The organism is uncultured Roseobacter sp. (genome assembly GCF_947495275.1).
Taxonomy (GTDB): Bacteria; Pseudomonadota; Alphaproteobacteria; order Rhodobacterales; family Rhodobacteraceae; genus Roseobacter.
The window spans coordinates 72,595-92,989 of sequence record NZ_CANLYL010000010.1 but is presented as its reverse complement, the minus strand read 5'-3'; the positions used below and the strand labels follow the sequence as shown (position 1 = coordinate 92,989).

The 20,395-nt window shown below is 56.2% G+C and carries 23 protein-coding genes; 11 read left to right on the top strand and 12 right to left on the bottom strand.

Annotated elements, in window-relative coordinates:
• Positions 1–306, bottom strand: a complete 306-nt coding sequence (locus Q0802_RS17590) for a hypothetical protein (RefSeq protein ID WP_298920684.1) — start codon at positions 304–306, stop codon at positions 1–3.
• A gap of 69 nt (positions 307–375) precedes the next feature.
• Between Q0802_RS17590 and Q0802_RS17585 the strand changes: the two genes are divergently transcribed.
• Both Q0802_RS17585 and Q0802_RS17580 read left to right on the top strand, forming a co-directional pair.
• Positions 376–1,953, top strand: coding sequence for an ATP-binding protein (locus Q0802_RS17585; RefSeq protein WP_298920683.1), 1,578 nt, complete (start codon positions 376–378; stop codon positions 1,951–1,953).
• A gap of 41 nt (positions 1,954–1,994) precedes the next feature.
• Positions 1,995–2,429, top strand: coding sequence for a response regulator (locus Q0802_RS17580; RefSeq protein WP_298920682.1), 435 nt, complete (start codon positions 1,995–1,997; stop codon positions 2,427–2,429).
• Between the two features lie 136 nt (positions 2,430–2,565).
• Here the strand turns inward: Q0802_RS17580 and groL are convergent, their stop codons facing one another.
• From groL to Q0802_RS17565, 3 genes are all read right to left on the bottom strand, one after another.
• Complete coding sequence (groL, locus tag Q0802_RS17575; RefSeq protein ID WP_298920680.1) at positions 2,566–4,209, bottom strand: chaperonin GroEL; 1,644 nt, start codon at positions 4,207–4,209, stop codon at positions 2,566–2,568.
• 67 nt (positions 4,210–4,276) lie between these two features.
• On the bottom strand, positions 4,277–4,564 hold the full coding sequence (locus Q0802_RS17570) for a co-chaperone GroES (RefSeq protein ID WP_298920679.1): 288 nt from the start codon (positions 4,562–4,564) through the stop codon (positions 4,277–4,279).
• Between the two features lie 191 nt (positions 4,565–4,755).
• A complete protein-coding gene (locus Q0802_RS17565; protein ID WP_298920677.1) occupies positions 4,756–5,433 on the bottom strand; it encodes a DUF2161 domain-containing phosphodiesterase in 678 nt (225 codons plus the stop codon).
• 96 nt (positions 5,434–5,529) lie between these two features.
• Between Q0802_RS17565 and Q0802_RS17560 the strand changes: the two genes are divergently transcribed.
• The 7 genes from Q0802_RS17560 (at position 5,530) to Q0802_RS17530 (ending at position 10,910) form a co-directional block, all read left to right on the top strand.
• The gene (locus tag Q0802_RS17560) at positions 5,530–5,883 is read left to right on the top strand and encodes an MmcQ/YjbR family DNA-binding protein (protein WP_298920675.1); all 354 of its coding nucleotides are present in this window, start codon (positions 5,530–5,532) and stop codon (positions 5,881–5,883) included.
• A gap of 89 nt (positions 5,884–5,972) precedes the next feature.
• On the top strand, positions 5,973–6,893 hold the full coding sequence (locus Q0802_RS17555; protein WP_298920672.1) for a manganese-dependent inorganic pyrophosphatase: 921 nt from the start codon (positions 5,973–5,975) through the stop codon (positions 6,891–6,893).
• A 99-nt stretch (positions 6,894–6,992) separates the two neighbouring features.
• Positions 6,993–7,865: a TIGR01459 family HAD-type hydrolase gene (locus Q0802_RS17550; protein ID WP_298920670.1), complete on the top strand. Its 873-nt coding sequence runs from the start codon at positions 6,993–6,995 to the stop codon at positions 7,863–7,865.
• Positions 7,866–7,955: 90 nt separating this feature from the next.
• Positions 7,956–8,399 carry a MaoC family dehydratase gene (locus tag Q0802_RS17545; protein ID WP_298920669.1) on the top strand — a complete coding sequence of 148 codons (444 nt, stop codon included), beginning with the start codon at positions 7,956–7,958 and terminating at the stop codon, positions 8,397–8,399.
• A 77-nt stretch (positions 8,400–8,476) separates the two neighbouring features.
• Complete coding sequence (locus tag Q0802_RS17540; RefSeq protein ID WP_298920667.1) at positions 8,477–9,409, top strand: bifunctional riboflavin kinase/FAD synthetase; 933 nt, start codon at positions 8,477–8,479, stop codon at positions 9,407–9,409.
• Complete coding sequence (locus Q0802_RS17535) at positions 9,406–9,876, top strand: YcgN family cysteine cluster protein (protein ID WP_298920665.1); 471 nt, start codon at positions 9,406–9,408, stop codon at positions 9,874–9,876. Before Q0802_RS17540 ends, Q0802_RS17535 begins: the two co-directional genes overlap by 4 nt.
• Complete coding sequence (locus Q0802_RS17530; RefSeq protein ID WP_298920663.1) at positions 9,876–10,910, top strand: beta-eliminating lyase-related protein; 1,035 nt, start codon at positions 9,876–9,878, stop codon at positions 10,908–10,910. Before Q0802_RS17535 ends, Q0802_RS17530 begins: the two co-directional genes overlap by 1 nt.
• Here Q0802_RS17530 and Q0802_RS17525 read toward each other — a convergent pair.
• Positions 10,896–11,690 (bottom strand): alpha/beta hydrolase, encoded by a 795-nt coding sequence (locus Q0802_RS17525; RefSeq protein WP_298920661.1) that lies wholly within the window; start codon positions 11,688–11,690, stop codon positions 10,896–10,898. The genes Q0802_RS17530 and Q0802_RS17525 overlap by 15 nt on opposite strands.
• Complete coding sequence (locus tag Q0802_RS17520) at positions 11,687–12,286, bottom strand: 2-hydroxychromene-2-carboxylate isomerase (RefSeq protein ID WP_298920660.1); 600 nt, start codon at positions 12,284–12,286, stop codon at positions 11,687–11,689. The genes Q0802_RS17525 and Q0802_RS17520 overlap by 4 nt, the downstream gene beginning before the upstream one ends.
• 114 nt (positions 12,287–12,400) lie before the next feature.
• On the opposite strand from Q0802_RS17520, the gene Q0802_RS17515 reads away from it, so the two are divergent.
• Positions 12,401–13,420 (top strand): ribose-phosphate pyrophosphokinase, encoded by a 1,020-nt coding sequence (locus Q0802_RS17515; protein ID WP_298920659.1) that lies wholly within the window; start codon positions 12,401–12,403, stop codon positions 13,418–13,420.
• Positions 13,421–13,579: 159 nt separating this feature from the next.
• On the opposite strand, the gene Q0802_RS17510 is transcribed toward Q0802_RS17515, so the two are convergent.
• The 6 genes from Q0802_RS17510 to Q0802_RS17485 all read right to left on the bottom strand — a co-directional run bounded on the left by Q0802_RS17510 (position 13,580) and on the right by Q0802_RS17485 (position 19,490).
• Positions 13,580–13,996, bottom strand: a complete 417-nt coding sequence (locus tag Q0802_RS17510; protein ID WP_298920658.1) for a F0F1 ATP synthase subunit epsilon — start codon at positions 13,994–13,996, stop codon at positions 13,580–13,582.
• A 12-nt stretch (positions 13,997–14,008) separates the two neighbouring features.
• Positions 14,009–15,433 carry a F0F1 ATP synthase subunit beta gene (atpD, locus tag Q0802_RS17505; RefSeq protein WP_298920657.1) on the bottom strand — a complete coding sequence of 475 codons (1,425 nt, stop codon included), beginning with the start codon at positions 15,431–15,433 and terminating at the stop codon, positions 14,009–14,011.
• A 19-nt stretch (positions 15,434–15,452) separates the two neighbouring features.
• Positions 15,453–16,328, bottom strand: coding sequence for a F0F1 ATP synthase subunit gamma (locus tag Q0802_RS17500; RefSeq protein WP_298920656.1), 876 nt, complete (start codon positions 16,326–16,328; stop codon positions 15,453–15,455).
• A gap of 11 nt (positions 16,329–16,339) precedes the next feature.
• Positions 16,340–17,878 (bottom strand): F0F1 ATP synthase subunit alpha, encoded by a 1,539-nt coding sequence (gene atpA / locus Q0802_RS17495; RefSeq protein ID WP_298920655.1) that lies wholly within the window; start codon positions 17,876–17,878, stop codon positions 16,340–16,342.
• Entirely contained in the window at positions 17,879–18,439 is a 561-nt protein-coding gene (locus Q0802_RS17490) for a F0F1 ATP synthase subunit delta (protein WP_298920654.1), read from the bottom strand.
• A 316-nt stretch (positions 18,440–18,755) separates the two neighbouring features.
• Positions 18,756–19,490 (bottom strand): class I SAM-dependent methyltransferase, encoded by a 735-nt coding sequence (locus Q0802_RS17485; protein WP_298920652.1) that lies wholly within the window; start codon positions 19,488–19,490, stop codon positions 18,756–18,758.
• 62 nt (positions 19,491–19,552) lie between these two features.
• On the opposite strand from Q0802_RS17485, the gene gloB reads away from it, so the two are divergent.
• The gene (gene gloB, locus Q0802_RS17480; protein WP_298920651.1) at positions 19,553–20,320 is read left to right on the top strand and encodes a hydroxyacylglutathione hydrolase; all 768 of its coding nucleotides are present in this window, start codon (positions 19,553–19,555) and stop codon (positions 20,318–20,320) included.
• Positions 20,321–20,395 lie beyond the last annotated feature (75 nt).

The following is a 20,395-nucleotide window of genomic DNA, read 5'->3' as shown; positions in this document are numbered from 1 at the left end:
TCATTGCCAGATCGACGGCCCGCCTTGTCCGGCATTGTCGCGCGGTTGAGATTTTTGTTTTTCCTCATTGCAGGGCTCACGCTTGCGGCCTGCATGGCCAGCGTCATTCAGCTGCGCAACATAAAGACCGCGCATGCCGAGCTCACAGAAGACGCGCTTCCACTCCTGATCGAAACCCAGAAGACAGAACGCGAGCTCAGCGATATGTTCGTCGCTCTTGAACGCGCGGCCGTGGCGCCGGATGTCAATGATCTTGCCGACGCCAAACAGGACTTTCAAACCAAGGTTGGCTCGCTGCGAAACCATGTTGCACAAGTCGTTGAGGCATTCGGATCATCTGCCCTTGGTGACCGGTTGGCAGATCATCTTAACGCCTTGGAGGCATCCGCTGATCGCCTTCTGACTTCCCAGAACACGTTATTTGCAGCTCAAAGCGAGATCGACGCTCATAAAAAAGCACTTAACGCGATCAGAATTGCCGCGCGTGACAATCTTCGAACACTGAACTTCGGCACAACGGTCGGTATCGAGAATTTGCTGAGCCAGGCGCGGCAGGATAACGCTTCTGTCACCGGTGCGATCGATCAATTGTTCTCCGAATTGTTTCTGACCTCGCTGAATCTGGTCAGCTTATCGATGGATATCGAATCGACCATAGATTTGGCAGCGCAGGACCGATCCAACAGCACGATTGAGGAGTCCAAACTTCTTGCCGTGACACTGAAAACCAAACTACGACGGATCACGGCCCTGCTCGCTCAACTTGAATCAGGGGCAGAACGGGCCGAGCTGGCAAAATTGGCCATAGAGTTGGATGAGGTCATTTTGGCGGATGGGGGTCTGGTTGCTCTTGGTAACGCAACGGCTTCACACCTGTCGGAACTTGCTGCTCTTCGGGATGCCAAGTTGGAGATGGTCACGGAACTATCTGAATTTATCTCCACGCTTACCAATCAAGCCACGCTTCGTGTTGCAGAGAAGTCGATTAGTCTGAACAAGGCGACGCAGTTGATGACAACCGTGTTGCTACTTTCCTTTGTGGGTGTGCTCGGCGCAGTTGTTGCAGGCAACTCCTTTATTGTCGAGAAACAGATAAATCGCAGAATGCGTGGGTTGGAGCGCTCCGTCCATGCGATCGCAGGTGGCGATCTCACTCATCCGATCGACGTGAAAGGTGACGATGAGTTGGGCGATATCGCCAGAGCGCTGATTATCTTCAAGGAAAACGCGGAGGAATTGAGACGATCAAATGTTGATCTGGAAAGATTCGCCTATGTTGCAGCTCACGATCTGCGCTCACCTCTTCGTGCAGTGCATGATCTGGCCGAATGGACGTTGGAAGATTCTGACAACCAGTTAACAGACGAGAGCAACAACTACCTGCATCTCCTTCAGAACCGGGCCAATCGGCTCGACCGGCTCCTGTCCGATCTCCTGAACTATGCGCGTGCAGGTCAAGAGAACGAGAACATTTCGCCTGTTCGGATGCAGGATATGATAGAGCAAATCTCGACAATGCTGGATCCGCAAAACACGTTCCGCATTGACTATGTTGGGCCCTTGGATTCAACGAACACTCTTTCGACGCCGTTGGAACAAATTCTGATCAATCTTGTCTCCAATGCGATCAAACATCACGACAAGAGCAATGGAACAGTTACCATTTCAGCAAAGCTGCTCGGAGACCGGATCGTTGTCACAGTGGCAGACGATGGCCCGGGCATCCTGAGGGAATATCAGGACAGAATATACAATTTGTTCCAGACACTTAAACCACGCGATGATGTCGAAGGAAGCGGATTGGGATTGGCAATCATACGTAAACTTCTTGAACGCTATAAGGATCGCATCGAATTAAAGTCCGACCCCGAGAAAACGCGTGGCTCACAGTTCTGTTTTGATTTGCCGGCAACAGCCGTAGCCTTGCACGAAGTTGAAGCTGACGCAGCCTAACCGAACCCGTCTCAGCGCATCACAATCAGAAAGGTTACCACATGCAAAACGCGACCAAGGAAGCGACCTTCTTGCTGGTGGATGATGATGAAATCAGCATCATGGCGATGAAACGCGCCCTCAAGAAACTCAAAATCGTCAACAAAACAATCGTTGCGAAAGACGGACAGGAGGCATTGGACATCCTGAGAGGCTCAGCCGATCAGCATGGCACCCTGCCTCCCTTCATCGTGACGCTGGATTTGAATATGCCCAGAATGAATGGTCTGGAATTTCTTGAGACCGTCCGGTCAGATCCAGTCCTGAACCGGATCGTCGTCTTCGTCTTCACAACATCGGATATGCCGCATGACATTCAGTCAGCATACAGCCAAAATGTGGCGGGCTATCTGGTAAAAGAAAATCCCAGTGAAACTTTTTCAGAAGCGCTTGAAATGTTGGGGAGCTACTCCCGGATCGTCGAACTTCCGGCCTAGATATGCGTCTTCGGGGAGCGCGATACGGTAGGTCTAATTCTGTCAATTCCCGAATTTCCGAACCCAAAATTGCATAAGGTTTCAATGAAAAAGGGCCCGCCTTTCGGCGAGCCCTTCAGAACAACTACAGGCGTTATTACATCATGCCGCCCATGCCACCCATGTCAGGCATGCCGCCACCTGCTGGCGCGCCTTCTTTGGCTGGCTTGTCCGCAACCATGGCTTCGGTCGTGATGAGAAGACCGGCAATGGACGCGGCATCCTGAAGCGCATGACGCACAACTTTGGCCGGATCGATCACTCCGAAAGCGAACATGTCACCATATTCCTCGGTCTGAGCGTTGAAGCCAAATTTGGCATCGCCGCTTTCACGAATCTTGCCTGCAACCACAGAACCATCGACACCGGAGTTTTCGGCAATTTGACGGAGCGGCGCTTCAAGCGCTTTGCGAACGATGGTGACGCCGACATTCTGGTCGTTATTGTCGCCAGTAAGGCCTTCGAGTGTTTTACCCGCTTGAACCAGCGCAACACCGCCGCCAACGACGATACCTTCCTGAACCGCAGCGCGCGTGGCGTTCAATGCGTCGTCAACACGGTCTTTGCGCTCTTTCACTTCGACCTCGGTCATGCCGCCCACGCGGATCACAGCAACACCGCCTGCCAGTTTGGCAACGCGTTCTTGCAGCTTTTCACGATCATAATCCGACGTGGTTTCTTCGATCTGCGTGCGGATCTGAGCAACACGTGCTTCGATCTCGGCCTTCTCGCCTGCACCGTCAACGATGGTCGTCTCGTCTTTGGTGATCTGCACTTTCTTGGCAGAACCCAGCATGTCCATGGTCACGGACTCAAGCTTCATGCCGAGATCTTCAGAGATCACCTGACCACCTGTGAGAATCGCAAGGTCCTGCAGCATCGCTTTGCGGCGATCGCCAAAACCAGGCGCTTTCACAGCAGCGATTTTCAAACCGCCACGCAGTTTGTTCACAACCAGAGTTGCCAGCGCTTCGCCTTCAACGTCTTCTGCAACGATCAGCAGAGGCTTTTGCGACTGGATGACCTGCTCCAGCAGCGGCACCATGGGCTGCAAAGAAGACAGTTTTTTCTCGTGCAACAGCACGATGCAGTCTTCCAGCTCTGTTGTCATCTTGTCGGCGTTGGTGACAAAGTAAGGAGAAAGGTAACCGCGGTCGAACTGCATGCCTTCGACAACATCGGTTTCTGTTTCCAGACCTTTGTTTTCTTCAACGGTAATAACGCCTTCATTGCCGACTTTTTGCATCGCGCCAGCAATTTGCTGACCGATTTCAGCTTCGCCGTTGGCGGAGATCGTGCCAACCTGCGCAACTTCGTCACTGTCGGAAACAGGGCGGGAGGCCGCTTTGATCGCTTCGATCACTTTTGAAGTTGCCAGATCGATACCACGCTTGAGGTCCATCGGGTTCATGCCGGCGGCAACTGATTTCATGCCTTCCTTGACGATTGCCTGAGCGAGCACAGTGGCGGTGGTTGTACCGTCGCCTGCTTCGTCAGCTGTGCGAGAGGCCACTTCCTTGACCATCTGCGCGCCCATGTTCTCGAACTTGTCTTCCAGCTCGATCTCTTTGGCAACGGAAACACCGTCTTTGGTGATGCGCGGTGCACCGAATGATTTGTCGAGAACCACGTTGCGGCCTTTTGGGCCCAGCGTGACTTTGACCGCGTCCGCAAGGATGTTCACACCCTTGAGCATACGGTTACGGGCATCGGTGTCGAATTTGACGTCCTTAGCAGCCATGTTGTTTTCTCCTCTTGAGAATATCTATCTTGAGTTCAGCGATTGACGATCAGAGCAGCGCGCGGGCTTACTCGATGATCCCCATGATGTCGCTTTCTTTCATCATCAGCAGTTCTTCGCCATCGAGGGTAACTTCCGTGCCGGACCATTTGCCGAACAGGATTTTGTCACCGGCTTTCACAGCCATCTCGATCAGCTCACCGCTGTCCTTGCGCGCGCCTTCGCCACAAGCGACAACCACACCTTCAGAAGGTTTCTCTTTTGCGCTATCGGGGATAATCAATCCGCCAGCAGTTTTCTCTTCGCTTTCCGTGCGGCGTACCAGCACGCGGTCATGAAGCGGTTTCAATGCCATCTTTGCAGCTCCTTAAGGCTCAAAGTTACTCCCATTGATCCGAACGACATTTCCCAGCGCCCGGACCGTTATCACTCACTACCTTCGAGTGCTAACGGCGCATAGCTAAGGACGGACCCAATGCGAGTCAACAGGTATGATCGGAAAAAATGTGCGGAATTTCTTCGTTTGGGTGGTCTGGCAGGATTTGGCTAACGGCCAAGCAAATTCCCCGCCTTTGAGACGGCCTTGGCACCATCTGGCTTCAAGCCATAGACACCCTTTTCAACCCTTTCAAACCAACCGTAGTGGTCATCCCGCATCATGCGCGTGGCGTTTGTCACGCCGGTCGCACGTGCCGCATCTGCACCTTTGCAGGCACCGACCTCATAGAGATAGAGCGCCAGTTTCAAGGCATCCTGCCGATAAGCGGTCACCAAACCTGCGCGTGTTTGTCCCCCGTCGTTTGGATCGCCAACACGACGGGCAAATTCCCGCAAAAGCGCGTCAGACCGTCGCTTGTTTTTGCGCGGGGCATAGGGGCCGGGATCACAGTGCACCTGAACGAGACCATCCGAGAGCCTGATGGTGATCAAGCCAATACCGAGGCGGCGCGCCAACTTGACATTGTCCTTGACGGCCTTTGCAAATCTTTTCCCGGTTTGATGCTGAACCGCCAGATAGACATCTTCTGTAATCGACAAACGATCTATGCATTGGTGAAACAGGGCCAGAGAAAACCCAAGCTTCAACTCCACGATGACGGCAGGCTCTGCACCACGAATTGCGACCACATCAGCCGAGCCAACCTCGGACTTAACAGCGTAGCCCTGGTCTTCAAGGAAGGCCTTGATGGGCAGATACAAGTCGGTTTCTCGGACGTCTGGCAACTATTTCTCTGACTTTTGCGTATCGAATCGTTCGCATAAGTCTTCCCAGTATCCCGGCACATTGCCAGCAAGTAAAAGCCATCCTAGGCTCCTCCAATGACGAGAAATGAATTCAACGCGTTCTGCTCAGGCCTTGCGCACACCACTCACGTTGTTCAATGGGGCAACTCGGACGTCTGGAAGGTCGGCGGAAAAGTCTTTGCGATTTGTGGCTGGAACGAGGATGCCGACGCCTTTTCTTTTAAAGCTTCGGATTTGGCATTTGAAGTTCTGCGGGAGATGCCCGGGATCAGACCGGCCCCCTATCTTGCTTCTCGCGGGCTGAAGTGGCTGCAACATTTTGAGCCACCCGGTCTCTCAAATGATGAATTGAAAAATCACATCGTCGCCTCTTATGACATGGTCATCGCCGGACTAACGAAGAAGAAGCGCGCGGAATTGGGGCTATAATTCTGCGCCGCGGCGACGGTCGCGTGACAAGCGGGATCTGCATGCTATAAGGCGCAAAATTCGTCACACTCATTCCTAGGACCGCTTGTATGACCACACTTGTTTTTGGCCACAAATCCCCTGACACCGACAGCACCGGCTCTCCCATTATCTGGTCATGGTATCTGAACCAGATCAAGGGTGTCGAAGCCAAACCTATCTTGTTGGGCGAGCCAAACACCGAAGCCCTCTTCGTCCTTGATCGCTGGTCGCTTCAGAAACCTGAGATTATCTCTGACCTTGCAGCTGATACGCCGGTTGTCATTGTCGATACGAACAACCCGGCGGAGCTGCCGGACAACATCAATGATGCGGACATAAAAGGCATCATTGACCACCATGCCCTGGTGGGCGGCTTAAAAACGAAAGGCCCCATTGATATTCGCATCGAGCGTTTGGCCTGCACCGCCACCATCATGTGGAAAATGATTGGCAAGGACGTCGCGCAGATGCCACCTGCAATCCAGGGTGCCATGCTGTCTTGCATCCTCAGCGATACGCTGGAATTCCGCAGCCCCACGACCACAAATGAGGACAAGGCGATCGCCTGGGATCTGGCGCAGGCGCTGGATATCAATATTTCCGAATACGCGTCAGAAATGTTTGCGGCCAAATCCGACGTCTCTGCGTTTTCCGAAGCCGAGCTGCTTCGCATGGACAGCAAGGAATACGAAGTTGGCGGCAAACAGTTCCGGGTTTCTGTGCTTGAGACAACATCGCCCAAGATGGTTCTGGACCGCAAAGAGGCGCTGATGGCCGCAATGCCTGGCGTTGCAAGCGATGACGGTGCCGATCAGGTGCTGCTGTTCGTGGTCGACATCCTGAACGAAGAAGCCACGCTGCTCGTCCCTAATGATCTCGTAAAATCCGTCGCCGAACAGAGTTTCGATGTGGCGGTGAGCGGAGATACCGTGGTGCTTCCCGGCGTTATGAGCCGCAAAAAGCAGATCATTCCGAACCTCAAAGTTTGAAGCATCAAAGCCTGCGGTATCCGTCGCAGGCGCATGTGCGGGCAGGTCAACCAAGTTGGTGATGTTCTGCCTGACGCCAACGAAGGAACACCGCCAGCCATGACACGCATTATCAAGAACCTGACTGACATCGCGTCGCAATATGACGCCCTGTTCGTCGATTTGTGGGGCTGTGTGCACAATGGCGTTGCCGCGCTGCCGGAGGCTGTTGCGGCGCTGCAAGCCTATCGCGCAACCGGTGGCAAGGTGGTTTTGGTGACCAATTCTCCGCGTCCGCGCGCGGGTGTTGAAAAGCAGCTGGTCACCTTCGGGGTGCCCGATGACAGTTGGGATACGATTGCAACTTCGGGTGACAGTGCGCGTTCAGCCATGTTCAGAGGCATCGTGGGCGAAAGAGTCTGGCACATCGGATATCCGGGCGACGAACGGTTTTTCGAACCCATCGGGGTCGTTGAAGACCCGGTAAATGTGCGATCCGTTCCGTTGGAAAATGCCGAAGGCATTGTTTGCACGGGTCCCTTCGATCCCCTCGCCGATCCCAGTGTCATGCGCCCGGAATTTCTGATGGCGAAGCAGCGTGGGCTCAAGCTTCTTTGTGCCAACCCTGACATCGTCGTGGACCGGGGCGAACAGCGCGAATGGTGTGCCGGTGCTCTGGCGCAGCTTTATTCTGAGATGGGTGGCGAGAGCCTGTACTTCGGCAAACCGCACCCACCGATCTATGATCTGGCGCGGCGGAGGCTCTTTGCACTTGGCAACGACATCCCTGATCATCGCATTCTGGCAATCGGCGACGGGGTGCTGACGGACATTGCGGGTGCCATGGGCGAAGACATCGATTCGCTTTTTATTTCAGGTGGCCTCGCAGCGTCTGAAACAAAAACAAGTGCAGACCCTGATCCGGAAGCGCTAACTGCTTATCTGGAAAGGGAAATATCCAACCCAACCTATACAATAGGTTACCTACGCTGACCTATTTTCCCCTTGCTTTTCTGCGCTTGCGAAGTAATTAAGTTTCAACAATTGCACCGCAATGATCAGAAAATTACCGGAAGGGTCATCATGTTGGACAATCTGCCCCGCGGAACGATTTGCATCGAAGACATCGAAATGGGCATGTCCCGCCATTTGCAGAAAGTAATCACCGATGAGGATATCGAGATGTTCGCCCAGATCTCGACAGACCGGAACCCGGTGCATCTGGATGATGACTACGCACGCGATACGATCTTTGAAGGACGTATCGCGCATGGGATGCTGACAGCCGGGCTTATCTCCGCGGTCATCGGCGAACAGCTGCCGGGGCATGGCACGGTCTACATGGGCCAGTCACTCAAATTTCTCGCGCCCGTGCGACCTGGTGATCTGGTTTATGCCGAAGTGAAGGTCATTGATATCGAAATGGCCAAGCGTCGTGTGAAGCTGGAGTGTCATTGTTCGGTTGATGGCAAGAAAGTCCTGATCGGCGAAGCGATGGTTATGGCTCCGTCGCGCAAATTCGACTGACCCGGCATTTGAAATCGGGATAATGCCGGTGCTCAGACCGGCTTGCGTGTCTTGCGTGGTGCGTTTACCCAAGGCGCATGAGAACCATCCGTGACTACCAGTTTGTTGCGCCTGACGACCGCGGTGCCAGCGCGGCGATCGGCAATTTTGACGGCGTGCATCTGGGGCATCAGTCAGTTATCGACATCGCCCGCTCAGCCGAACCCGCAGCACCGCTAGGTGTTGTCACCTTTGAACCGCACCCCCGCGTTTACTTCGCACCATCCTCCCCCCCCTTTCGCCTGATGAGCCGGGAGGCGCGCGCCAGTCGCCTTGAAAAACTTGGCGTTGAGCGGCTTTACGAGTTGAACTTCAACGCGGCCCTCGCGGCGCTGGCACCGGAGGAGTTTGCTCAACGGGTCATTGCTGATGGGTTCGGGCTGCGGCATGTCATCGTTGGCGCGGATTTTTGTTTTGGAAAGGGTCGTGCAGGCACAGCCACCGACCTGCTTGCCTTTGGTCAAACCATGGGCTTTGGCGTCACAATTGCCCCGCTGATTGCGCAATCCGATAAAACAATCTCCTCCACCGCCATCCGGAAGGCGCTGAGCGTCGGCGACCCCAGATTGGCCGCCAGCATGTTGGGACATTGGCACCGCATCGAAGGGCCGGTCATCGGGGGCGAACAACGGGGACGTGAACTTGGATACCCAACAGCAAACATGTCCATAGACGGGCTGCATCCTCCGGCGTTCGGTGTCTATGCGGTTCTCGTCGATGTTCTCGATGGGCCACATACCGGCAGCTACCAGGGCGTGGCATCAATGGGTGTGCGCCCGATGTTTGGTGAAAACCGACCCAATCTTGAGACCTTCATTTTTGATTTCCAGGGCGACATCTACGGCGCACAACTTTCGGTTGGTCTGGTAGAACACCTCCGACCAGAAGAGACCTTTGACAGCCTTGACGTCCTGATTACACAGATGGACGCCGACAGTGCCACGGCACGCCAGATTTTGAGCGCGCTGTGACTGACCCAATTGACCGAAATGGCCTTGCGGATCGGTTTTGGGAACGCAAGCCCCTTGGCAAGCTGAGCCAGAGGGAATGGGAATCTCTTTGTGACGGCTGTGGCAAATGTTGCCTCAACAAACTGGAAGATGAGGACAGCGGCGCGGTCGCCCTGACCCGGATCGCCTGTCGCCTGCTGGACGATTCCACCTGTCGCTGCGCGCATTATGAAAACCGGCATCAGTTCGTGCCGGATTGCATCGTGTTGAAACCGAACAATCTGGACCGCCATGCCTATTGGATGCCCGAAACCTGCGCCTATCGGTTGTTATGGCAGGGCGACCCCCTGCCCGATTGGCACCCGTTGATCAGCGGCACGTCACAGTCAGTTCATGACGCTGGCGTTTCGGTGCAGGGCTGGACATTAAGCGAATTCGATATCCCGGAAGATGAATGGGAAGACCATGTTATTGAGGAGCCGACCTGATGTTTTTTGCGTCTGACAATGCAGGAGCCGCACACCCGAGGGTCATGCAGCGGGTGATGGATGCAAATGCCGGCTACGCGATGCCCTACGGGGCCGATCCCATCATGGATGAGGTGCGCGACAAGATACGCGAGATCTTTGAGGCGCCCGAAGCCGCCGTCTATCTGGTCTCGACCGGAACGGCGGCGAATGTTCTGGCACTCGCCTGCCTTTGCAAACCATGGGAAACGATCTTTTGTTCGGAAGTGGCGCATATTCAGGAAGACGAGTGCAACGCGCCCGAATTCTATAGCGGTGCGAAACTCAGCCTTGTCCTCGGCGGCGACAAGATAACCGCGGACGCGCTGCGCGCGCGGATTGAGATGGAAAACACCCGCGGGGTTCATGGGCCGCAACGCGGACCCGTCTCCATTACCCAGGTGACGGAGCGCGGCAGCCTCTATTCGCTGGAAGAACTGAACGCGCTGACCGAGGTCGCCAAATCATATGATCTGCCGGTGCATCTTGACGGGGCGAGGTTCGCCAACGCCCTTGTCGCCCTGGGGTGTTCGGCGGCGGAGATGACCTGGAAAGCAGGCGTCGATGCCGTGAGCTTTGGCGGCACAAAGAATGGGTGTCTTGGCGTCGAAGCGGTTGTTCTCTTCGATCCCGAGAAAGCCTGGGAATTCGAGTTGCGGCGTAAACGCGGTGCCCACCTCTTTTCCAAACATCGCTATCTGTCGGCGCAAATGGCAGGTTATCTTGAGGGCGGAACCTGGCTTCAAACGGCCAGGGCTGCGAATGAGAATTGCGCCCATCTCGCCAAGGGTTTGCAGGAAAAAGGGGCTGAATTTCTTCACGCGCCGCAGGCCAATATGATATTTGCGCGTTTCCCGCGCCGTCTGCATCAACGTCTGCATCAAGCCGGGGCTGTCTATTATATGTGGGGATGCACTCTGGAAGGTGACGATCCTGATGAAATGCTGGCGGCGCGTTTTGTCTGCGACTGGTCGATCACAGCAGACCAGATAAACCAGTTTCTAAGTCACTTCTAGGAGCTCGGAAATTTCCGCAGCCACCGCTGCCGGATGGCTAATGGGCGACATGTGCCCGGCCCCTGAAATGGTGACACGCCGCGCGTTTGGCAGGCGCGCTGCGAGGCTTTGATGAATCGCATCTATCACGTCAGCCGTGTGCTCCCCCTGGATCAACAGGCAAGGCATATGCGCCCTGCCAAGGGCACCCTTTGCGAGCAATCCGGGTTCATCATCGATGATCGCGGGTGACTGCCCCGGCACCAGATGCATCCGGTCGGCCATGTACTGACGGGTTGTGCAGGGAATATCGTCCCATTTCGTGCCGTCCCCCCAAAACCGGTTGAATAGACGTGCGGCGCGCATCTCGTCTCCGCTTTGCAAGGCCGTGAAATAAGGTTCGGCCTCCACCTCATGTGCTTTGACACGCTCTGGCGCGTCGGCGATCGCTGCGGCAATGAAAACCGGCTCGATGAGCGTGAGGCTGCGCACAAGCTGCGGATGCTCAACGGCCAGGCGAAGGGCGATGGTTGCTCCAAACGAATGCCCGATGACATCCATCGGCTCGGACAATTGGCTTAACGCGGCGTCGGTACAAAGCTGATGCAGGTCGTTTTCACCGTCCCATCGCGCGCTTTTCCCATGCCCGGGCAAATCAATGGCCACAAGCCTCAAACGATCGCCCAAGGCGTCGCCAACGCCGCGCCAGGCACCGGAATGCCCGAGGGTGCAATGAATGGCCAGCGCGGCACGGAGGCCATGTCCGAAATAACGAACATGCGGGCGAAACTCTTTGGTCATACCTTTCCAGCGAGATGAGCCTCCAGGTCGTCAATGCGATCCTGGCCCCAGAACCGCTGGCCGGCATCGGTCACATAGAAGGGTGAGCCAAACACGCCCTTGTCCACCGCTTCTTCGAGGTTGGCGGCATAGGTTTCCGCACCTACAAGCAATCCGCTGTCCGCCAATGATGGGTCAAACCCGGCCTCCTCAAGACACCCCCTCACAACACTGTCTTCGGCAATATCCTTCTCGTCGGACCAGACAGAACGGCAGATGGCAAACATCAGTTTGCCAAGATCACCACCCCCCGCATTCTGTGCGGCGATAAATGCATAGGATGAGGGAGCCGCGTTGGTCGGCCAATGGGCCGGTTGCAGATTGAGCGGTAATTCCAGCAGGGCTGCCTGACGCACCAGATCCAGCGCACGGTATTCGATACGGTTGGGGTGGCGATCCTTGGGGGGCGTGCCCCCTGTACGCGAAAACAGCGCCATGATGTCCAGAGGTTTGTACGTGATCGTGGCGCCATGTTTCGCGGCGACCTCTTCAACACGATTCCCGGCTAGGTAGGCATAGGGAGAAATGGTAGAAAAAAAGAGATCAATATGTGCCATTTTAGGGCTCCTTGAGGGCGCGTGGTTCTTTGCCGATTGGTAAGGCCGTGTTAGGTGAAGTCAACATCACGAATCTGTCACATTTCCCTGTTGCTGCTCCTGGAAACCTCCCCCATGCCCCACGTCCAAGAACCCAAGCTGATCTCTGGCAATGCCAATATGCCGCTAGCCAAAGCCATCGCGCGCCGCATGTCGATGCACCGTGGCATTCAGACCCAACTGGTCGATGCGAGGGTCGAGCGGTTTAACGACGGCGAAATTTTTGTTGAGGTTTTCGAGAACGTGCGGGGTGAGGACATGTTCATCCTTCAGTCGACCTCCAACCCCGCGAATGACAACTTGATGGAATTGCTGATCATGGCAGACGCCCTGCGGCGATCGTCAGCGGCACGTGTCACGGCCGTACTGCCTTACTTCGGCTATGCCCGACAAGATCGCCGTACCAAGGCGCGCACGCCGATCACGGCAAAGCTAGTGGCCAACATGCTGGTTGGAACCGGCATTGAACGGGTGCTGACGATGGATTTGCACGCCGCACAGATTCAGGGCTTCTTTGATATCCCTGTGGACAACCTCTATGCGTCCCCGATCTTCGCATTGGACATCAAGACGACCTTCAAGGACCGGATGGGGGAGCTGATGGTGGTATCACCGGATGTGGGCGGTGTCGCCCGGGCGCGTGAGCTGGCCAAGCGGATCAATTCTCCGCTCGCCATTGTGGATAAACGCCGAGAAAAGCCCGGTGAAGTTGCAGAAATGACAGTGATCGGCGATGTGACGGGTAAAACCTGCCTGATTGTGGACGATATTTGCGACACGGCTGGCACCCTGTGCAAAGCAGCCGAGGTCTTGCTGGCGAAAGGCGCGAAGGAAGTGCACTCTTACATCACCCACGGCGTGCTGTCCGGGCCGGCCGTGGAGCGGGTCACCAGTTCAGTGATGAAATCACTGGTGATCACCGATTCCATCGCTGCGACGGAACCAGTGAAGGCCGCGTCAAACATCCGCATCGTGCCGACGGCACCGGTCTTCGCACAAGCGATACTGAATATCTGGAGCGGTACTTCTGTGTCTTCTTTGTTTGAAGCAGACACGTTGAGCCCGATATACGATGGTATGTACGCAGCCGAGTAAGCTTTGGCAGCCCGCTCTTACGCTGATCTGAGACGTAGCTGACAACGCAAGCTGTGGCTTGCCCGCCAAGAACAGTTTGCCCCGATCTAGACCGCCAAATCAAAAAAGGCCCCGCGATTGGCGAGGCCTTCTTGATTGTCTGGAATGGGTTGCTCGACGTCAGAGACCGATGTGATCGCCCACTGCCACCATGTCCGCGAGCAGTTTCGCCGCATCGTCAACGGGCCCGGGCTCATTCACAAAAACCTCCTTGGCCTTTGCGTGCGCTTCTTCCGCCTCTTTGACGAGCTCTGCATGTACATCTGCGGAAACTTCATCACGCGGCATCGCACGTTCAGCCAGAACTGAAACACCCGTCGCGGTGATTTCCGCAAAACCGCCCGTCACGACGTATTGCGTTGTCCCGTCAGGGCCCTCTGCCGTGAGCAGCCCGGGGCGCAGCGTTGTAATGGTCGGCGCGTGGCCTGCCATTGCGGTCATATCCCCGTCAGCGCCCGGAATCTGAACCGATACGACCTGCGCAGAGGCAAGCCGCCGCTCGGGCGAAACCAGGTCAAATTGCGTCGTATCTGCCATCAATCCGGCTCCTTAAGCAGCGTCAGCCGCCATTTTTTCAGCTTTCGCTTTCACTTCGTCGATGCCACCAACCATGTAGAAGGCACCTTCCGGCAGGTGGTCGTATTCGCCAGCCACAACCGCTTTGAAGCTTTCGATGGTGTCGGCCAGCGGCACCTGCACACCGTCGGACCCGGTGAAGACCTTCGCCACGTCGAAGGGCTGCGACAGGAAACGCTGGATTTTCCGGGCACGGGCCACGGTCAGCTTGTCCTCTTCGCTGAGTTCGTCCATGCCGAGGATCGCGATGATATCCTGAAGCGACTTGTAGCGTTGCAGGATACCCTGAACGTCACGGGCAACCTGGTAGTGCTCCTCGCCAACAACGGCCGGGTCCATCAGGCGCGACGTGGAGTCGAGCGGGTCAACGGCCGGGTAGATACCCAGCTCGGAGATGGCACGCGACAGAACGGTTGTCGCGTCAAGGTGCGCAAAGGAGGTCGCAGGTGCAGGGTCGGTAAGGTCATCCGCGGGCACGTAAACGGCCTGCACGGAGGTGATCGAACCGGCCTTGGTCGAGGTGATGCGCTCTTGCATCTGGCCCATGTCGGTGGCCAGCGTCGGCTGATAGCCCACAGCAGAAGGAATACGGCCGAGCAGAGCGGAAACCTCGGAACCTGCCTGCGTGAAGCGGAAGATGTTGTCCACGAAGAACAGAACGTCAGTACCGGACTGATCGCGGAACTGCTCGGCCAGCGTCAGACCTGTCAGGGCCACACGCATCCGCGCACCGGGAGGTTCGTTCATCTGACCGTATACTAGGGCCACCTGGGAGTTTTCCAGGTTTTCGGGGTCGATCACGTTGGATTCGATCATCTCATGGTAAAGGTCGTTGCCTTCACGAGTCCGTTCACCCACACCCGCGAACACCGAAAAGCCCGAGTGCACCTTGGCGATGTTGTTGATCAGTTCCATGATGAGAACGGTCTTACCAACGCCCGCACCGCCGAAGAGGCCAATTTTACCACCCTTGGCGTAGGGAGCCAGCAGGTCGATCACCTTGATCCCGGTTTCCAACACTTCGGAGGTTGTGGACTGTTCCGCAAACTCCGGCGCATCCTGGTGGATCGAACGTTTCTCAGACGCGTTTACCGGGCCCTTTTCGTCAACAGGTTCGCCCACAACGTTCATGATCCGACCCAGCGTGGCGTTACCCACCGGGATCGAGATCGGACCGTCCGTGTCGGTCACTTTCTGACCGCGCACGAGGCCTTCGGTGGAGTCCATCGCGATGGCGCGCACTGTGTTCTCGCCGAGGTGCTGTGCGACCTCAAGGATCAGACGGTTGCCGTTGTTGTCTGTTTCAAGCGCGTTCAGAATCTCCGGCAGGTGATCCTCAAATTGAACGTCAACGACCGCGCCGATGACCTGTGTAAGTTTGCCGACTGCATTTGCCATGTCGTTTCTCCGGTTTGTTCTACAGCGCTTCCGCGCCGGAAATAATTTCGATCAGCTCGTTTGTGATGACAGCCTGACGGGAGCGATTGAACTCGATGGTCAGCTTGTCGATCATCTCGCCCGCGTTGCGCGTCGCGTTGTCCATCGCCGACATGCGCGCGCCCTGTTCCGATGCGCCGTTCTCAAGCAGGCCTGCAAAGATCTGCGTGGCAACGCCACGAGGTAACAAATCCGCAAGGATTGCTTCTTCGGACGGCTCATAGTCAAAAAGCGTCGAGGCCTCGTCGCCTTCCTCCGCCTCGAAAGACGCCGGAATGATCTGCTGCGCAGTCGGGATTTGGCTGACCACGTTCACAAACTTCGAGTAGAAGAGTGTGGCCACATCAAACTCACCCGCATCAAACCGACCCAACACATCCTTGGCGATGCTTTGCGCGTCTGTATAACCGATGCGCTTCACTTCGGTGAGATCAACATGGCCGATGTAGTATTGGCCATAGTCGCGCTTCATCTGATCGCGGCCTTTCTTACCGACCGTGAGGATTTTCACCTCTTTGCCTTCGGCCATCAGTTTGGTCGCATGGGTACGCGCGAGTTTTGCGATATTGGAGTTGAAACCGCCGCACAGACCTCGTTCGGAGGTCATCACGATCAGTAGCTGCACCTGATCACTGCCCGTTCCGGACAGCAGTTTCGGCGCAGAATCTGACCCGCCGACGGAAGCCGCGAGCCCCGCCATCACGGCATTGAACCGTTCGGTATAGGGACGCGATTGTTCCGCAGCTTCCTGAGCGCGGCGCAGCTTTGCAGCTGCAACCATTTGCATCGCTTTGGTGATCTTGCGGGTCGATTTGACCGACTCGATCCTGTTTTTTAGGTCCTTAAGACTGGGCATGGGCCTACCTCTTAAGCAAAATCAGCGGCAAATTCGTCGAGAGCAGCCTTGATGCTATCGGCCAGATCGTCTTTCACCTTGCGGTCGTTATTGGTGATGTCGTCCAGCAGAGCCTGATGTTTGGCGCGCAGATGTGCCAGCATGCCCGCCTCGAAACGACCGACTTCTTTTACGTCGACCTTGTCAAGGTAGCCGTTGGTGCCCGCGAAGATGACGCAGACGATTTCGGCGTTTGTCAGCGGCGAATACTGCGGTTGCTTCATCAGCTCGGTCAGACGCGCACCCCGGGCCAGCAACTGCTGGGTGGAAGCGTCAAGGTCAGAGCCGAACTGAGCGAAGGCCGCCATTTCGCGGTATTGCGCGAGGGACAGTTTCACCGGACCCGCCACCGAAGACATCGCCTTGGTTTGCGCCGAAGACCCCACGCGGGAGACCGACAGACCGGTGTTCACGGCGGGGCGGATGCCCTGATAGAAAAGCTCGGTTTCAAGGAAGATCTGACCGTCGGTGATCGAAATCACGTTGGTCGGAATAAAGGCCGACACGTCGCCACCTTGGGTTTCGATGATCGGCAGAGCTGTCAGAGAGCCGTTACCCGCGTCGTCACCCAGCTTCGCGGAACGTTCCAGAAGGCGGGAGTGGAGGTAGAAAACGTCGCCCGGGTAAGCTTCGCGTCCGGGTGGACGGCGCAGCAGCAGGGACATCTGACGGTAGGAAACCGCCTGTTTGGAAAGGTCATCATAGATGATCAGCGCGTGGCGGCCATTGTCGCGGAAATGCTCGGCCATCGCGGTCGCGGAGTAAGGTGCCAGGAACTGCATCGGCGCAGGCTCAGAAGCGGTCGCGGCCACAACGATGGAATATTCGATCGCGCCTGTCTCTTCGAGCTTCTTCACAAGCTGTGCCACGGTCGAACGCTTCTGACCGATCGCAACATAGACGCAGTAGAGCTTCTTGCCCTCGTCGTCACCTGCCGCATCGTTCACAGACTTCTGGTTCAGGATCGCGTCAAGCGCCACAGCTGTTTTGCCGGTTTGACGGTCGCCGATGATCAATTCGCGCTGGCCACGACCGATCGGGATCATCGAGTCGACGGCTTTGAGGCCGGTCGCCATGGGTTCATGTACCGACTTGCGCGGGATGATGCCCGGCGCTTTGACGTCGGCAACGCCGGTTTTCTTGGCACCGATCGGGCCTTTGCCATCAATCGGATTGCCCAGACCGTCCACGACGCGACCCAGCAGTTCGTCACCTGTTGGCACGGACACGATGGAGTTCGTGCGCTTGACCGTGTCGCCTTCTTTAATGTCGCGGTCAGAGCCAAAGATCACCACACCGACGTTGTCGGATTCAAGGTTGAGCGCCATGCCCTGAATGCCACCGGGGAATTCGACCATTTCACCGGCCTGAACATTGTCCAGACCATATACGCGGGCGATACCGTCACCGACGGAGAGCACGCGGCCCACTTCGGCCACTTCGGCTTCTTGACCGAAATTCTTGATCTGGTCCTTCAGGATCGCAGAAATCTCTGCTGCTTGGATACCCATTTATCCGACCTCTTTCATTGCATTCTGGAGGGAATTCAGTTTCGAGCGGATCGACGTGTCGATCATGCGCGAACCAACTTTGACAACAAGACCGCCGATGAGGCTTTCATCAACGGTCGCATTGAGTGTTACGGTTTTACCTGTGGAGGCTTTAAGCGTCTTGGCGAGTTTGTCGGCCTGCGTTTTCGTCAGTGCCTTTGCCGAGACGACATCCGCGGTTACTTCGCCTTTTTCGGCGGCGATAATATCGCGAAGAGCGGTGACCAGCTGTGGAAGCACAAAGAGGCGACGCTTCTGCGCCATGAGCGAAAGCGTGTTGGAAAACGTCTCCGACAGCTTCATCTTCTTGGCGATCGCAGAGATTGCAGCGCCTTGCTCCTCGCGGGAATATATCGGTGAATGGATCAGGGCCCGAAAATCGTCGCTGTCGCCCAAGGCGGATTGCAATGCTTCAAGATCGGCCTCCAGGGCCTTTACCGCTTTGCCGTCCTTGGCAATCTCGTAGACCGCCGTGGCATAACGCCCGGCAATGCTCGTGGAAATCGAAGCTGGTTCTGACACGTCCACCCTTCCGATGTTCTGGCCCCGGATATGCGAATAGATCGCGTCACCGAGAGTGTTGGCGCGGCTTGAATTTACTCAAGACGTCGAAATCAGCGGTGATGTAGCAGAGAGGATCACACCCCGCAACATGAGATCGCGAAGTGCGGATTATGCTCTTTTCTCATGTTTTCAGCAGCTTGGCAAAGGTGCGACGGTTTGGCCCCGAAGAAAAATTAACAAAAGACGCGTTTGCGAGGCCAAATTCCGATTCCCAATCGCAAAAATCGAGCAAAATGTCAGTCAGTGAGCAGATGCTCGCATCCGGCCTTAACCGTTAAATCGGCTTGGCGGTCGGCTCCAGAACCGCTGACGGGTTGAGGCGGCGCGCCTTCTGAACCTTTCCCTTGGGTGGATAAACAAGCTTTGTCGCCTCCACCATGAAAGCGCCGCCAGCCATCATCGTCGGCATCCGTCGTCCGAATTTTTCAAAGGCCGGTCCGGATTTCATCCAAATGCGTTTGGAGGATGGCACCTGATAAAGAGCGCCTGCATGCCATTCGGGCAAAAACTGATGTTTGCGCAACTGCGTTTCCAACTGGGATGGTGAATAGGGACGCCCGAACCCAAAAGGCGTGCGGTCCCGACGCGCCCAGAGCCCAGCGCGGTTGGGAACGATAAACAATGCGCGCCCCCCCGGCCCAAGCACCCGCCAGCATTCCTCCAGGAGATCATAGGCGCGTTCTGAGGTCTCCAACCCGTGCAGAACGACCAGCTTGTCCACATGACCGGTTTCCAGGGGCCAAAGGGTCTCTTCGGTCAATACGGAAACATTCGGAAGCCCGGGGGGCCAGGGCATCACACCCTGCGGCCCCGGCATCAGCGCGATCACGCGGCGGGCCTCTTTCAGATACGGTCGCAGCAATGGTGCGGCAAATCCATAACCCGCAACCGTTTGCCCCTTGGCTTCCGGCCAAATCTCAAGCATGCGCGATTGCAAGCTCGCCTGAGCGGCGCGGCCCAGGGCGGAGCGGTAATAGAAGTTGCGCAAATCCTGCACGTCCAGATGCATTGCAGCCCGTCCCGGTATCGGTCACTCTGATGGCAGTTTCGCAAACCATGAGGAAAATGACCATGCCCATTGAGATCGTGACCGTCCCCTGCCTGTCGGACAATTACGCCTTCTTGGTGCACGACAGGGCCTCGGGCCGGACGGCTTTGGTGGACGTGCCGGAAGCGGCGCCGATTCTGAATGCCCTCAGCGCACGGGCCTGGCGACTGGATGAAGTCTGGTTGACCCATCATCATCCTGATCACGTACAGGGGCTTGCGCGCGTCCTCAAAGATCACCCTGCGCAGGTCACGGGCGCTGGCGCCGACGCCCATCGCTTACCGCCTCTGAATCGGCGGGTCGGCGATGGCGACACCTTTGACTTTGCCGATCAGTCGGTTTTGGTGCTAGATGTGTCCGGCCATACGCGCGGACACATCGCGTTTTATGTCCCCGGCGCGGATGCCGCCTTTACCGCAGACAGCCTGATGGCGCTTGGATGTGGGCGGCTATTTGAGGGCGCCGCAGATCAAATGTGGGATAGCCTGACAAAGTTAATGTCTTTGCCACAAGGGACACAGATATTTTCAGGACATGAATACACCGCGTCCAACGCTAAGTTTGCGTTAACCATTGATCCCGATAATCCTGAACTTATATCAAGAAGCAAGGAGATAGCGACGGCCCGCGCCGCTGGTATTCCGACCGTTCCTTCAACCCTCGCACAGGAAATGGCGACAAATCCGTTTCTGCGTGCCTCTAACCCTGACATTCGCCACCGTCTGGGTCTTCCAGATGCCACCGATGTTCAGGTTTTCGCTGAAATCCGTGCCCGCAAGGACGCTTTCTAACGCCTATATTGCAGCCTTTCATGTCGCTTTCACATAAATTGTGACCGCGAAATCAAAGAAAAAACTTGAAGAGGG